Source organism: Ruegeria sp. Alg231-54 (assembly GCF_900143525.1).
In the GTDB taxonomy this organism is placed as follows: Bacteria; Pseudomonadota; Alphaproteobacteria; order Rhodobacterales; family Rhodobacteraceae; genus Ruegeria.
Map to the genome: position 1 here is coordinate 342,389 of NZ_FREZ01000001.1, position 12,725 is coordinate 355,113.

Annotated in this window: 13 protein-coding genes; 6 read left to right on the forward strand and 7 right to left on the reverse strand. The window is 57.0% G+C overall.

Translation table 11 applies throughout. The features are described 5' to 3' along the window. Positions 1–13: 13 nt before the first annotated feature. From DHN12_RS01750 to DHN12_RS01770, 5 genes are all read right to left on the reverse strand, one after another. Positions 14–1,054, reverse strand: a complete 1,041-nt coding sequence (locus tag DHN12_RS01750; protein WP_108858624.1) for a substrate-binding domain-containing protein — start codon at positions 1,052–1,054, stop codon at positions 14–16. Positions 1,055–1,250: 196 nt separating this feature from the next. Continuing rightward, positions 1,251–2,297 (reverse strand): ATP-binding protein, encoded by a 1,047-nt coding sequence (locus DHN12_RS01755; protein ID WP_108858625.1) that lies wholly within the window; start codon positions 2,295–2,297, stop codon positions 1,251–1,253. A 31-nt stretch (positions 2,298–2,328) separates the two neighbouring features. Further along, on the reverse strand, positions 2,329–2,853 hold the full coding sequence (locus DHN12_RS01760) for a gamma carbonic anhydrase family protein (protein ID WP_108858626.1): 525 nt from the start codon (positions 2,851–2,853) through the stop codon (positions 2,329–2,331). Next, positions 2,850–3,491, reverse strand: coding sequence for a guanylate kinase (gene gmk, locus DHN12_RS01765; protein WP_058271617.1), 642 nt, complete (start codon positions 3,489–3,491; stop codon positions 2,850–2,852). Before gmk ends, DHN12_RS01760 begins: the two co-directional genes overlap by 4 nt. Positions 3,492–3,507: 16 nt before the next feature. After that, the gene (locus DHN12_RS01770) at positions 3,508–4,386 is read right to left on the reverse strand and encodes a YicC/YloC family endoribonuclease (protein WP_234416526.1); all 879 of its coding nucleotides are present in this window, start codon (positions 4,384–4,386) and stop codon (positions 3,508–3,510) included. A 311-nt stretch (positions 4,387–4,697) separates the two neighbouring features. Between DHN12_RS01770 and DHN12_RS01775 the strand changes: the two genes are divergently transcribed. Beyond that, positions 4,698–5,318, forward strand: coding sequence for a PAS domain-containing protein (locus DHN12_RS01775; RefSeq protein ID WP_234416527.1), 621 nt, complete (start codon positions 4,698–4,700; stop codon positions 5,316–5,318). Positions 5,319–5,378: 60 nt separating this feature from the next. Here the strand turns inward: DHN12_RS01775 and DHN12_RS01780 are convergent, their stop codons facing one another. Next, positions 5,379–6,749: a class II 3-deoxy-7-phosphoheptulonate synthase gene (locus DHN12_RS01780; protein WP_108858627.1), complete on the reverse strand. Its 1,371-nt coding sequence runs from the start codon at positions 6,747–6,749 to the stop codon at positions 5,379–5,381. Positions 6,750–6,918: 169 nt separating this feature from the next. Between DHN12_RS01780 and DHN12_RS01785 the strand changes: the two genes are divergently transcribed. Beyond that, positions 6,919–7,923, forward strand: a complete 1,005-nt coding sequence (locus DHN12_RS01785; protein WP_108858628.1) for a GlxA family transcriptional regulator — start codon at positions 6,919–6,921, stop codon at positions 7,921–7,923. A 7-nt stretch (positions 7,924–7,930) separates the two neighbouring features. Here DHN12_RS01785 and DHN12_RS01790 read toward each other — a convergent pair whose 3' ends face one another. Continuing rightward, on the reverse strand, positions 7,931–9,028 hold the full coding sequence (locus DHN12_RS01790; protein ID WP_234416528.1) for a PQQ-dependent sugar dehydrogenase: 1,098 nt from the start codon (positions 9,026–9,028) through the stop codon (positions 7,931–7,933). Between the two features lie 153 nt (positions 9,029–9,181). On the opposite strand from DHN12_RS01790, the gene DHN12_RS01795 reads away from it, so the two are divergent. From DHN12_RS01795 to DHN12_RS24330, 4 genes are all read left to right on the forward strand, one after another. Next, entirely contained in the window at positions 9,182–10,363 is a 1,182-nt protein-coding gene (locus DHN12_RS01795) for an ABC transporter substrate-binding protein (protein WP_108858629.1), read from the forward strand. A 130-nt stretch (positions 10,364–10,493) separates the two neighbouring features. Next, positions 10,494–11,282, forward strand: a complete 789-nt coding sequence (locus DHN12_RS01800; protein ID WP_108858630.1) for an ABC transporter ATP-binding protein — start codon at positions 10,494–10,496, stop codon at positions 11,280–11,282. Continuing rightward, the gene (locus DHN12_RS01805) at positions 11,279–12,109 is read left to right on the forward strand and encodes an ABC transporter ATP-binding protein (RefSeq protein WP_108858631.1); all 831 of its coding nucleotides are present in this window, start codon (positions 11,279–11,281) and stop codon (positions 12,107–12,109) included. Before DHN12_RS01800 ends, DHN12_RS01805 begins: the two co-directional genes overlap by 4 nt. Further along, entirely contained in the window at positions 12,102–12,545 is a 444-nt protein-coding gene (locus DHN12_RS24330; protein ID WP_159089946.1) for a hypothetical protein, read from the forward strand. Before DHN12_RS01805 ends, DHN12_RS24330 begins: the two co-directional genes overlap by 8 nt. Positions 12,546–12,725: the final 180 nt, after the last annotated feature.

Genomic DNA, 12,725 nt, shown 5'->3' on the forward strand with positions numbered 1-12,725 from the left:
TTCGTATGTGTGATTAGGAACCGCCGCCCAGAACGGTTTCGTTGGCAACAGCTTCCTGTACCTTGACCAGCTCAGGGTCGGATACCAGGCCGTATTCTGCCAGCGGGCCGTCGGGACCTGCGATCTCGTCAGCGACGAAGAACTCAGCATATTCTTTCAGGCCGGGGATCACGCCGATATGTGCTTTCTTCACGTAGAAGAACAGCGGGCGCGAAACCGGGTATTCGCCAGTTGCGATCGACTCGGTCGAAGGAACAACGTCGGACATGGTTGCGACTTGCAGCTTGTCGGTGTTGTTCTCGTAGAACGCCAGACCAAAGACGCCGATGCCGTCTTTGTTGCTGTCGATACGGGCCAGAGTTTCGGTGTAGTCACCGTCGATGTCGACCGAAACGCCGTCGGTGCGGATGGCGATGCACTGCTTTTCAGCTGCTTTCTTGTCGTCGCCGGCGGCTGCCTTGAACACTTCGAAATCGCCGAGGTGCTCACAACCTGCCAGGATCACCTTGTCTTCAAACACTTCACGTGTGCCGTGCTTGGTGCCCGGAATGAAGGTTGCGATCGGTTGCGCCGGGAAATCCGGGTTCACGTCGGCCCAGGTTTTGTTCGGGTTGTCGACAACTTCACCGTCTACAACGATTTTCGCGGCCAGCGCTTTGTACCAGTCTTCCGGCGTGAACTCGAACGAGTTGCCGTTGATGTCGGATGCGAAAACGATGCCGTCATAACCGATCTGAACTTCGATGATGTCGGTAACGCCGTTTTCGGCACAGGCTTTGATTTCTTTTTCACGGATCGCGCGCGAGGCGTTTGCAACGTCGATGGTGTTTTCGCCAACACCTTCACAGAAACGCTTCAGGCCCGCCGAGGAACCACCCGATTCAACAACTGGCGTCGGGAAGTCAAAGTTTTCACCGAAGGCTTCAGCCACGATCGAGGCATAAGGCAGAACGGTCGACGACCCTGCAACCTGAACCTGATCACGAGCGGCGGCCGTGGTGGCCGATACAGCAGCGATGGTGAGAGCCGAAGCCGACAGTTTAACAAAGGACATTACAGTCTCCTTGAGAAAGGTAAATTCTGATCACCCCCATGATGATCTTGGGGCGAACCCCTAAGAGGCGTCGGTAAGCCTTTTGTGACAAGTTCGTAACGGTTTTATGACACGTAACGATTTTCTTACGTTTTCTTAACTTGACCCCGCGGAACACCGTTCGCGTTCGAAATGGACCCGTGCTGGAAGTCCGAGATCAGCGTGGCAAAATCACTGTAAATACAGAACCTTTGCCCAGGGTGCTTTCGACACGTAACCGGCCCCTATGGCGGTTGACGATGTGCTTTACAATCGCAAGGCCCAACCCTGTACCGCCCAATTCGCGGGACCTGTGACTGTCGGCGCGATAGAATCGCTCGGTCAGGCGCGGCAGATGTACGGCATCAATGCCTGGGCCTTTGTCTGCGATCTGTACCCGAACCGCAGGACCGCGCATGGCGGTGTCGCGCTCCGAGGCCTGAATGCGCACATCAACACTACCGCCGCTCCCACCATATTTGATGGCGTTCTCAACGAGGTTCGTGAACACTTGGCGCAGTTGGTCGCTGTCTCCGATCACCGAGATTGGTCCCGAAGACGTATCCAGTGTCAGGTCCACATTTGCAGCCTCGGCCAGGGGACGAAGCGTTGTAAGCGTTGATTGCAACAGGCCTGTCAGATCAAGCTGCTCTTTAGGGCGAACTCGCTCTTCGCTCTCGACCCGGTTCAGGGATAGCAGATCGCCGACCAGCCGGTTCATCCGATTGGCTTCGTCGGTCATGATCTGCAGAAACCGTTCACGGGCGGCTGCATCGTCTCGCGCTGGACCGCGCAATGTTTCTATAAAGCCCATCAGAGCGGTCAGAGGCGTACGCAGTTCGTGGCTGACATTCGCCACGAAGTCGCGTCTCATTTGTCCGGCCTGTTCCAGATGCGTGACATCCTGGAAAACAACCATCACGGCACCGCCCTCCACCGCGCCCACACCGTTCATGTAACGGCATTGCACTTCGAAAGTGGTGTCTTGGGCACCATCATTGGACAAATGGCGCGTTTTGGTCGAGCCCTTGTTACGCAGGCTCTGCTCTATCGCGTCGATAACTTGTGGCTGCCGAAGGATCGTCGCGAAATGACGGCCTTCGATGTTCTGACCCAGCATGGTTTTGGCTTCGGTGTTGGCCGCTATGATGCGCTCGGTTTGATCAACCATAAGCGTGGGCATCGGAATGGCCGACACAATTTCAGCAAGCAGGTCGTTTGGCATTTCCGTCACTCTTGATGCGTTTGGAATCAACCTAGGACACAGGTTTCAAAGTTTTGCGAAACGCGCGCATATTCTGCTGATAATGCAGCGCACTGAAGGTGATTTTTTGCGCCGCAGCCTCATCCAGTTCCCGCACAACTTTGCCCGGCGACCCCATGACCAGAGAGTTATCGGGTATCTCTTTGCCCTCCGTAATCAGGGCGCCGGCACCGATCAGGCAGTTTTTCCCGATCCTCGCCCCATTCAGGACAATCGCGCCCATTCCGATCAGCGTATTTTCCCCGATCGTGCAGCCATGCAGCATGACCTTGTGTCCGATGGTGCAGTTCTTACCGATGGTCAGCGGATACCCGGCGTCGATATGCATGACGCAGTTTTCCTGGACATTGCTGCCCTCGCCCACGCGGATCTCTTCGTGGTCGGCGCGGATCGTGCAACCGAACCAGACCGAGGCACCCTGTTCCAGAACGACTTTCCCAATCAGGTTTGCGTCCGGCGCAACCCAGGTGTCTTCATGGATTTGCGGCACGTGGTCACCCAAAGCGTAAATGGTCATGCCAAGCCCTCAAATTCGTTTTGCAGCGTGCGGACATGGTTCTGTAGGCTGGGCTGCTGGATGCGGCGCATGCGTTCGGCACTGACGATGGTTTTCAGCTTCTCTTCAGTGGCATCCAGATCGTCATTGATCAGAACATAGTCATAATAGCCCCAGTGGCTGATCTCATCCCAACTTTTCAGCATACGTTTGGCGATCACGTCTTCACTGTCCTGACCTCGGCTTTCCAGCCTGCGGCGCAGCTCGGGGATCGACGGCGGCAGGATAAAGATCGACAAAGCGTGTTTGCCCAGGTCCGAATTGCGGATTTGCACCTCGCCCTGCCAGTCCACGTCAAACAGAACGTCTTTGCCACTGTTAATGGACTCGCGTACCGGACCCGCAGGTGAGCCGTAGAAATTGCCGAACACGTGCGCATGTTCCAGCATTTGTCCCTCGGACACCTGCTGCCGGAACGCATCTTCACTAAGGAAGTAATACTCGCGCCCGTCTTCCTCACCTGGGCGTGGTGCGCGGGTGGTGGCCGAGACCGAAAACTCCAGCTCAGAATCCCACTGCATCAGCCGTTTCGCAAGGGTCGATTTACCGGCGCCCGAAGGCGAGGACAGAATGATTAATAGGCCGCGTCGATCCGCCATTTGGGCGCTCCTGTGGTTATTCTACGTTCTGCACTTGCTCGCGCATCTGATCTATTACGGCCTTCAACTCAAGGCCTACCGCTGTCAATTCCGCGCTTTGCGCCTTTGAGCACAAGGTATTGGCCTCGCGGTTGAACTCCTGCATCAGGAAATCCAGCTTGCGCCCGACCGCCGCGTCCTGCGCCAGCAGATCGCGGGCTGCCACGACATGCGCTTTCAGGCGATCAATCTCTTCGGTGATGTCCGCCTTGACGGCAATCAACGCCAGTTCCTGAGCAACGCGGTCCGGATCAGCCCCCTGCGCGTTGTCCATTACCCGCGCCAGATTATCCCGCAGCGCCTCGGCCATCTTGTCCTTGCGCTGCTCTGCCCGCTCTGCCGCCTGGACCGTCAATGAAGCAACCTGGCCTAGTTGATCATCCAGAACAGTTGCCAGCGCCCGCCCCTCGGACTGGCGCATTTCTATGAATTCACTCAAAAGGTCACTGAACTCTGTCGTCAATTGGCCAACCAACGGGCCGGGGTCATCCCCATCACTGCCCGCATCCAACATACCCTTGATCGAGATCAGATCAGCGGCCGTCGAGGGCCCAAGGGTTACGTCCCGCGCAATGGCCATTTCCTGCGTTCGCACCACAGCCTCAAGAACGGCAACCATCGCAGCTTCGTTCAGGACCAGGTCTGCCTGCGTCTCATCTCGGCTGAGGCGCAAGGACAATGTCACATTGCCCCGGCTGAGTTTTTTTGACAGGGCGGCACGCAACGCAGCCTCAAGCCCGGTCAACCAATCAGGAACACGCAGGCGCATGTCCAGCCCCTTGCCGTTCACGCTGCGCAACTCCCACGTCCAGCTATGCGGCCCAAACGCCCCTTTGCCCGAGGCGAAACCCGTCATGGATTTTATCATGCCTGCCCTTTCCATAACTGCCCGTTTTCAGTTTGCTGGGCGCACCTAATGCGAACTGCGCGCACAGGGCAAGAGTTTGCTGACTCTGCCTTTGCCCGCCAGTTGTTAACCATTCGTTAAAGATTTGCTCCAAAATTGAATCAACCTGCGTCAGTCTTACACCTGGGAACACTGGTCTCGTATAGAGGTCCCCAGTATTTCGCATTTTAGGAAAATGACGGTCGATAGGCGCCAGGGTGATAATGATGAAAACCTTTTTCGGGAACGGTTTCGGGTCAAGTTTTGGAAAGATCGTCGCTATGGATCGTTTTGACAGCGGGCGCAGCCTTTCGCCCATCCGGCAGGCCGAGGCGTATTGGACGGCACTTTTGACAGGTGACGGGGTCCCCATGCGGTCGCACATCGACCCGCGCGGGCTTGAGAACATTTTGGAATACACTTTCGTTCTGGAACGCATCGCCCCCGGGCTTACCCGGTTCCGTCTGGCCGGGAGGCATCTGAACCAACTGGCCGGGATGGAAGTGCGCGGCATGCCGCTGACCTCTTTCTTTGAGCCCGGCGCGCGAGACCAGATCAAAACCGTGTCGGAGCAGGTATTTGCACAGCCAGCTATTGCCAATCTGACCCTGGGTTCATCGGGCCGGTTGGGGCGTGTTCAATTACATGCCCGCATGCTTCTATTGCCGCTGAAAAGTGATCTGGGTGATGTCAGCCGCATTCTGGGCGTAATGGTCAGCGACGGCGTAATCGGTGCAACACCCCGACGGTTCACAATCTCTGAAACCAGCTTGCGCCCGGTGTCGGATGTGCAGGTTCCTCAACAACCGTCGGAAACGGTTGAGGCGGGCTTCGCTGAAGATCAGCAAAGGTTTGATCGTCCCGGCGCCCATCTGAGGCTGGTTGTGTCGCGCGACGACTAAGTCGCAAACAAAAAAAGGCGGGCCCTTGCAGCCCGCCTTTTCCGTTGATTTTCAATAACCTTAACCGGCTGCGCGGTTCTTGCGGTCGCGGCGCAGGTTGGTCAGTTCTTCTGCGACCAGGAATGCCAGTTCCAAGGACTGCGATGCGTTCAGGCGTGGATCGCACGCTGTGTGGTAACGATCTGACAGGTCCTCTTCGGTCACCGCGCGCACGCCACCAGTGCATTCGGTGACGTCCAGACCGGTCATCTCGAAATGCACACCGCCGGGAACCGTGCCTTCGGCCTGATGAACGCCAAAGAAGTCGCGTACCTCACGCAGGACCGAGTCGAACGGACGGGTTTTGTACCCGGTTGCCGACTTGATGGTATTGCCATGCATCGGGTCGCAAACCCAGGTCACCTTGGCGCCCTCTTCCTTAACCGCCTTGACCAGACGCGGCAGGTGTTCGCCTGCCTTGCCTGCGCCAAACCGTGCGATCAGGGTCAGGCGACCCTCTTCGTTTTCCGGGTTCAGCTTGGCCATCAGAACTTTGAGATCCTCGGCTGTCGTGGTCGGGCCGCACTTCAGACCAATCGGGTTCAGTACGCCGCTGCAGAATTCGACATGCGCACCGTCCGGCTGACGCGTACGGTCGCCGATCCAGATCATGTGACCGGATCCTGCCAACCAGTTGCCAGACGTCGAATCGAGACGGGTCAGCGCCTCTTCGTATTCCAGCAGCAGGCCTTCGTGGCTGGTGTAAAACTCCACGGTTGAGAACTCATGCGTAGTGTCCGCTGTGATTCCGGCGGCATCCATGAAGTCGATCGTGTCTTGAATACGGTCGGCGATTTCCGAGTATTTCTGAACATCCTGTTCATCCGTGAAGCCCAACGTCCACGAATGCACCATGCTCATATCGGCAAATCCGCCGGTCGAGAAGGCGCGCAGTAGGTTCAAGGTTGCGGCAGCCTGCGTGTAGGCCTGCAGCATCTTGCTGGGATTCGGGATGCGGGCTTCGGGGGTGAATGCCAGTTCGTTGATGATGTCACCGCGGTAGCTGGGCAGCTCAACACCGTCCAGAACTTCGGTCGGCGCACTGCGCGGCTTGGCAAACTGGCCCGCCATGCGGCCCACTTTGACCACGGGCACCTTGGCACCATAGGTCAGTACCATCGCCATCTGCAGCATCACCTTAAAGGTGTCACGAATTGCATCCGCGCTGAATTGTTCAAAGCTTTCAGCACAATCCCCGCCCTGCAACAGGAAAGCCTCGCCGCGACCGGCCGCACCCAGATGTTGCTTGAGACGCCGTGCTTCGCCAGCAAAGACCAGCGGGGGATACTGAGAAAGCTGAGCCTCGACTTTGGCCAACGCGGCCGCATCGATATAGTCTGGCATCTGAACCCGGGGCTTGTTGCGCCAGTTCGTTTTTTGCCATTCGGTCATAGCTTTGATCTCCGCTGAAGTAGTCAGGTCGTCTCTATACAAAATGCATTGAAGAGTGACCATATACGATTTGCGCCTCTTGACGGGGGAAACAAGCTTTGATCATGGTGGCTGGCAACAACGACGCCGGACGCGACGTAACAACGCGCCGAATCAAGGACACCAAGCCATGCAAGAGCAACGCCAAGTTGTCACAGTGGAAGGCGCTGAGGCCAATCCTCGGCATTTCGTATTTGTCCTTTTGGACAAGTTTTCCTTGCTGTCTTTTGCCTCGGCGCTGGACAGCCTGCGGATTGCCAACCGCATGGCAGACAAAGAACTCTACACGTGGACCCTAGCTGGTGAAGGTGGTGATACGGTCAGCTGTTCTGCTGGAACTACTTTTAACGTTGAAACCGACTTGGTCGAACTGCAACGCGATGACTTGGTCTTGATCTGCGGCGGCGTCGACGTGCAACTGGCGACAACAAAGAAAGTGCTGAACTGGGTCCGCCGTGAAGCGCGGCGCGGTTTGCGCATCGGCGGTCTGTGTACAGCAGCTTTTACGTTGGCCAAGGCCGGATTGCTGGACGGAAAACGTGCAACGATCCACTGGGAGAATTCGGACAGTTTTATCGAAGAGTTCGACGAGGTCGAGCTTACCAAATCGGTTTTCCAGATCGACGGTAACCGGATGACTACTGCGGGCGGCACGTCCTCAATCGACCTGATGCTCAAGATCATTGCCGATGATTATGGTGAGGATCTGGCGAATGCCGTAGCGGATCAGATGATCTATTCTTCGATCCGCACCGATCAGGACACACAGCGCCTGTCGACCCCGACCCGGATTGGTGTACGCCACCCCAAGCTGAGCCAGGTCATCCTGATGATGGAAAAGAACATCGAAGAGCCGATCTCACCCTCGATTCTTGCCAAGGATGTCGGCATGTCCACGCGCCAACTGGAACGCCTGTTCCGTCGTTACCTCAGCCGCTCGCCCAAGCGATACTATATGGAGCTGCGCCTGCACAAAGCGCGCAACCTGCTGATGCAGACAGATATGAGCGTGATCAACGTGGCTCTGGCTTGCGGCTTTGCCTCGCCCAGCCATTTCTCAAAATGCTACCGTGCCCACTACAACACAACGCCTTACCGTGAGCGTGGTGCTCAAAGCGGGCGGCTTTCGGTCTGATCCGCGCCTATTTTTTGGGGGTCATGCGATAGATGGCTCCCTGTCCCACCGAAATGAACCAGATCGCCCCATCCGGGGCTTCGACGATGTCGCGAACGCGCTCGGTTTCCGGTCCCTTGATCTGTTCGACCTCGCGCAGCGGTGTTCCTTCAAGGCGCGAGATGTAGTCAAACTTGAGCGACCCGACAAAGATATCGCCCCGCCACTCTGGCCAAAGCTTGCCGGAATAGACCAGCAAACCGGACGGGGCGATGGACGGATCCCAATAGTGTTCAGGCTGTTCCATACCGGGTTTCGAAGTGCCCTCACCGATCTTCTGCCCCGAATAATGGACGCCATAGGATATCACCGGCCATCCGAAATTCAGCCCCCGTTGGATCAGGTTAACCTCATCCCCGCCCTGCGCACCATGCTCTGAAATCCACAAGTGTCCTTGCCTGTCCAACCCAGCGCCCTGCGGGTTGCGATGACCAAATGACCAAATCTCGGGTCGAAGACCGGCTTGCCCGACAAATGGATTGTCGGCGGGCACTGAACCATCCCGATTGATACGAATGACGGTCCCCAAGTGGTTTGACCTGTCCTGCGCTGACGGGCGGTCGCCGCGATCGCCTATTGTCACGAACAGCGTTCCGTCCTGCGCCTCGACCACGCGCGAACCGAAATGTCGGCTGGTCGAACCGCCCGGAACTGCTTCGAATATGACCCGAACGTTGTTCAAGCGGATCCCGTTTTCTGACAGACGTGCGACGGCAACCGCAGTCCCCGCACCGCCGCTTTGGGGTTTAGAAATGGTGAGGAACACCTCGCGGGTCTGTGCAAAATCCCGTGCCACGGTGATATCGAGCAACCCTCCCTGCCCGTTCGCAGCCACCTTGGGCACCCCGGCAATGCGTTTGACCTCACCTTGCGAGACAAACAAAAGATCGCCGTCCCGTTCGGTCACCAATGTGCCGCCCCCGGGCAATAACCCGATGGCCCAAGGTGCATCCAGCCCGGTAACCATCGCCGTGACCTGAACCGTCCCGGCAGAGGTTTGAAGGGTATCGGCGCTGATGGGGCCAGCAAAAACCGACAGGACCAGAATCGCGGCAGCCCTAAACAAGAGAATCTCCAACTCTGGCAAAACGTAACAAACTCATCAAAACAAATAGGTTTATTCCTAGTAAAAACACATTTGCGTTAGGACTTTTCTTTTCCAGACAGCTTGCCTAGGGTCTTGCCCAGAACGAATACGTTCCAATAAGGGAGTAACCATATGAAAAAGCTGCTTACTGCAACTGCAGCATCCGCTCTGCTGGCTGGTCCGGCACTGGCCGAAGACGTCACTTTGGGCGTTCTCTTCGGTTTTACCGGCCCGATTGAATCGCTTGCACCTGCAATGGGTTCCGGTGCTGAAATGGCGATGGCCGAAGTCACCGAATCCGGCAAACTGCTGGACGGGTCAAAGGTCACCGCGTCGCGCGCTGACACTGGCTGTATCGACAACGGTCTGGCGACATCAAACGGCGAACGCATGATCGCGGACGGCGTTGCCGGTATTGTCGGCGGCGACTGCTCGGGTGTGACCGGCGCGATCCTGCAAAACGTTGCAATCCCGAACGGTATGGTCATGATTTCGCCGTCGGCAACGTCGCCCGGTCTGTCGACCATGGAAGACAATGGTCTGTTCTTCCGTACCGCCCCGTCGGATGCACGTGAAGGCGAAGTGATGGCTGACATCCTGAAGGATCGCGGCATCAACTCGATCGCCCTGACCTACACCAACAACGACTACGGCAAGGGTCTGGCCGACGCGATCCAATCCTCGTTCGAGGCAGCCGGTGGTGAAGTGACCATCGTTGCCGCGCACGAAGACGGCAAGGCTGACTACTCGGCTGAAGTTGGTGCGCTGGCCTCGGCTGGTGGCGATATTCTGGTTGTCGCAGGCTATCTGGACCAGGGCGGTCTGGGCATCATTCAGTCCTCGCTGGACAGCGGTGCCTTTGACACATTCGGTTTGCCGGGCGGTATGATCGGTGACTCGCTGCCTTCCAACGTCGGTCCCGACCTGAACGGCTCGTTCGGTCAGATCGCCGGTTCGGGCGGTGAAGGTGCTGAAAAGTACTTTGCCATGGCCGAAGCCGCAGGCTTTGACGGTTCGTCGCCCTATTCGCCTGAATCCTATGACGCTGCCGCGCTATTCATGCTGGCCATGCAGGCGGCAGGTTCCACTAACCCGGCTGAATACGGCGCCAAGATCTTGGATGTCGCCAACGCCCCGGGTGAGAAGATCTATCCGGGTGAGTTGGCCAAAGGTCTGGAGCTTCTCGCCGCTGGTCAGGACATCGACTATGTCGGCGCGTCGGGTGTTGAGCTGATCGGCCCCGGTGAAAGCGCGGGTTCTTATCGCGAGATCGAAGTGACCGACGGCGAAAACAAGACCGTCAACTTCCGTTGATCCGGTCTTAAACGTCATAAAATCAAGCAGCCCGGGCCTTGTGTCCGGGCTGTTTCAATGAAAAAAGGCCGCACCTCACCTTTTGGGGTCGAGGAAGCAGAAACACCGACAAGGGTGGCTAGGGGAAAAGATGATCGTCGTCGAGGACGTGCACAAGCATTTCGGCGGGTTTCACGCGGTGGATGGGGCGTCGCTGGAAATCCAAAAAAGTTCGATCACAGGCCTGATCGGGCCGAACGGGGCGGGAAAGACCACCCTTTTCAACGTGATCGCGGGCGTTCTGCCTCCGACAAGCGGCAGAGTGTTCATGGACGGCGAAGAGATCACCGGCCTGCCTCCGCATGACTTGTTTCACAAGGGTCTGCTGCGCACCTTCCAGATCGCGCACGAGTTCTCTTCGATGTCCTGCCGCGAGAATCTTATGATGGTGCCCGGCACGCAATCAGGTGAATCGCTTTGGAACACCTGGTTTGGTCGCAAGCGCATTGCCGACGAAGAACGAGCCCTGAAGGCCAAGGCCGATGAGGTGCTTGAGTTTCTGACTATCGAACATCTGGCCGACCACAAGGCGGGTCAGGTCTCGGGCGGTCAGAAGAAGCTGCTGGAACTCGGCCGCACCATGATGGTCGACGCCAAGATCGTGTTTCTGGACGAGGTCGGCGCAGGCGTGAACCGCACCCTGTTGATGACCATCGCCGACACGATCCTGCGTCTAAACAAGGAACGCGGCTATACTTTCGTCGTCATCGAGCACGACATGGATTTTATCGGCAAGATCTGTGACCCGGTCATCTGTATGGCCGAGGGCAAGGTTCTGGCTGAGGGTACACTGGACGAGATCAAGGCGAATGAGCACGTGATCGAGGCTTATCTGGGCACCGGCCTAAAAAACAAAGACAAGCTGGAGGCCGGGGCATGAGCGACAATCCCTATCAGGATGACAAGGGCAACAAGGATGCCTCGATCACCAATACCCACGGGGTTGGCACCATGACGCCTGCGCATACGAAAAGCGGCGAAACGCATAAGGTAGAGGGCGGCCCTTTTCTGATCGGCGACACCATGATCGGCGGTTACGGCAAAGGGCCGGACATCCTGCACGATTGTACTATCGCCGTCGACAAGGGAGAGATTGCGGTCATCGTTGGCCCCAACGGCGCAGGCAAATCAACAGCGATGAAGGCTGTCTTTGGTATGCTGGATGTCCGTTCCGGCGCTGTGCGGCTGGATGGAGAGGATATCACCAACCTCACCCCGCAGGACCGCGTAATCCGCGGTATGGGTTTTGTGCCGCAAACCTCGAATATCTTCACGTCAATGACAGTCGAAGAAAACCTCGAGATGGGTGCCTTCATTCGCCGCGACGATATCAGCCAGACGATGGAGCAGGTTTATGACCTCTTCCCCATCCTGCGTGACAAACGGAACCAGCCGGCCGGAGAGCTGTCGGGCGGTCAGCGTCAGCAGGTCGCCGTCGGCCGCGCGCTGATGACCCAACCCAAGGTTCTGATGCTGGACGAACCAACTGCCGGTGTCTCGCCCATCGTGATGGACGAGCTATTTGATCGGATCATCGAAGTGTCCCGCACCGGCCTGCCGATCCTGATGGTCGAACAAAACGCCCGCCAAGCGCTGGAGATCGCGGACAAGGGGTATGTGCTGGTTCAGGGGCGAAATGCCTATACCGGTACGGGCAAGGAACTGTTGGCTGATCCGGAGGTTCGGAAGAGTTTCTTGGGTGGGTGAGTTGAAGGCCGTGTCGACGCTCGCGTTTACCGCAATTGGCAGTACAGCGCTTTCATCTCCCTGCGTCTTGCAAGAAACCTGCGCGTATGTGGAAGACTGCGAGGGCGCTGAACTCACGCTCGAACTTTTGGGTACTCCACCAGAGCTTGTTCAAAGCAATTTTGGTGACTTTTCTGTGGGTCAGATAGCAAGGGCAGGCGAAATCACTTCGAAAATCCGTTTATCAAATGGACAAGAGTGGACCGCCACCGCGAAAAACGACTTGCTGACCGCATCTCGGACACAGGACGACAAACACATAAACATGTATGTGACGAAAACCTCAGACACCGAAGTGGCAGTGACACTTCTTACCCCGCCAATGCGCTATGTCGATTATGCGCAAGCAGGCCAAGCAAGACGCGCATTCTCCGGAAAATGCGGACTGGAGTTTTAATGGAGTTCCTCAATGCCATTATGGCGCTCTCCAACGTCATCCTTGTTCCCGAAATTGTCTGAAATCAATACCCGAAGTTTCCCGAAATTCTCCTACCATCCCAAGATTTCCACGCCTCGGCTGCAATCCGGTCACATTGTGCGTTTAGCGCCGGGCTTTGTGAAGGAAACGGTTTCCCGG

What these genes read in the sequence shown, in the direction of transcription:
- DHN12_RS01805 (WP_108858631.1), top strand. Translation starts at nt 11,279, where the DNA reads ATGAGCGACAATCCCTATCAGGATGACAAGGGCAACAAGGATGCCTCG.
- DHN12_RS01800 (WP_108858630.1), top strand. Translation starts at nt 10,494, where the DNA reads ATGATCGTCGTCGAGGACGTGCACAAGCATTTCGGCGGGTTTCACGCG.
- DHN12_RS01755 (WP_108858625.1), bottom strand. Translation starts at nt 2,297, where the DNA reads ATGCCAAACGACCTGCTTGCTGAAATTGTGTCGGCCATTCCGATGCCC.
- DHN12_RS01775 (WP_234416527.1), top strand. Translation starts at nt 4,698, where the DNA reads ATGGATCGTTTTGACAGCGGGCGCAGCCTTTCGCCCATCCGGCAGGCC.
- DHN12_RS01770 (WP_234416526.1), bottom strand. Translation starts at nt 4,386, where the DNA reads ATGACGGGTTTCGCCTCGGGCAAAGGGGCGTTTGGGCCGCATAGCTGG.
- DHN12_RS01780 (WP_108858627.1), bottom strand. Translation starts at nt 6,749, where the DNA reads ATGACCGAATGGCAAAAAACGAACTGGCGCAACAAGCCCCGGGTTCAG.
- DHN12_RS01750 (WP_108858624.1), bottom strand. Translation starts at nt 1,054, where the DNA reads ATGTCCTTTGTTAAACTGTCGGCTTCGGCTCTCACCATCGCTGCTGTA.
- DHN12_RS01795 (WP_108858629.1), top strand. Translation starts at nt 9,182, where the DNA reads ATGAAAAAGCTGCTTACTGCAACTGCAGCATCCGCTCTGCTGGCTGGT.
- DHN12_RS01785 (WP_108858628.1), top strand. Translation starts at nt 6,919, where the DNA reads ATGCAAGAGCAACGCCAAGTTGTCACAGTGGAAGGCGCTGAGGCCAAT.
- gmk (WP_058271617.1), bottom strand. Translation starts at nt 3,491, where the DNA reads ATGGCGGATCGACGCGGCCTATTAATCATTCTGTCCTCGCCTTCGGGC.
- DHN12_RS01760 (WP_108858626.1), bottom strand. Translation starts at nt 2,853, where the DNA reads ATGACCATTTACGCTTTGGGTGACCACGTGCCGCAAATCCATGAAGAC.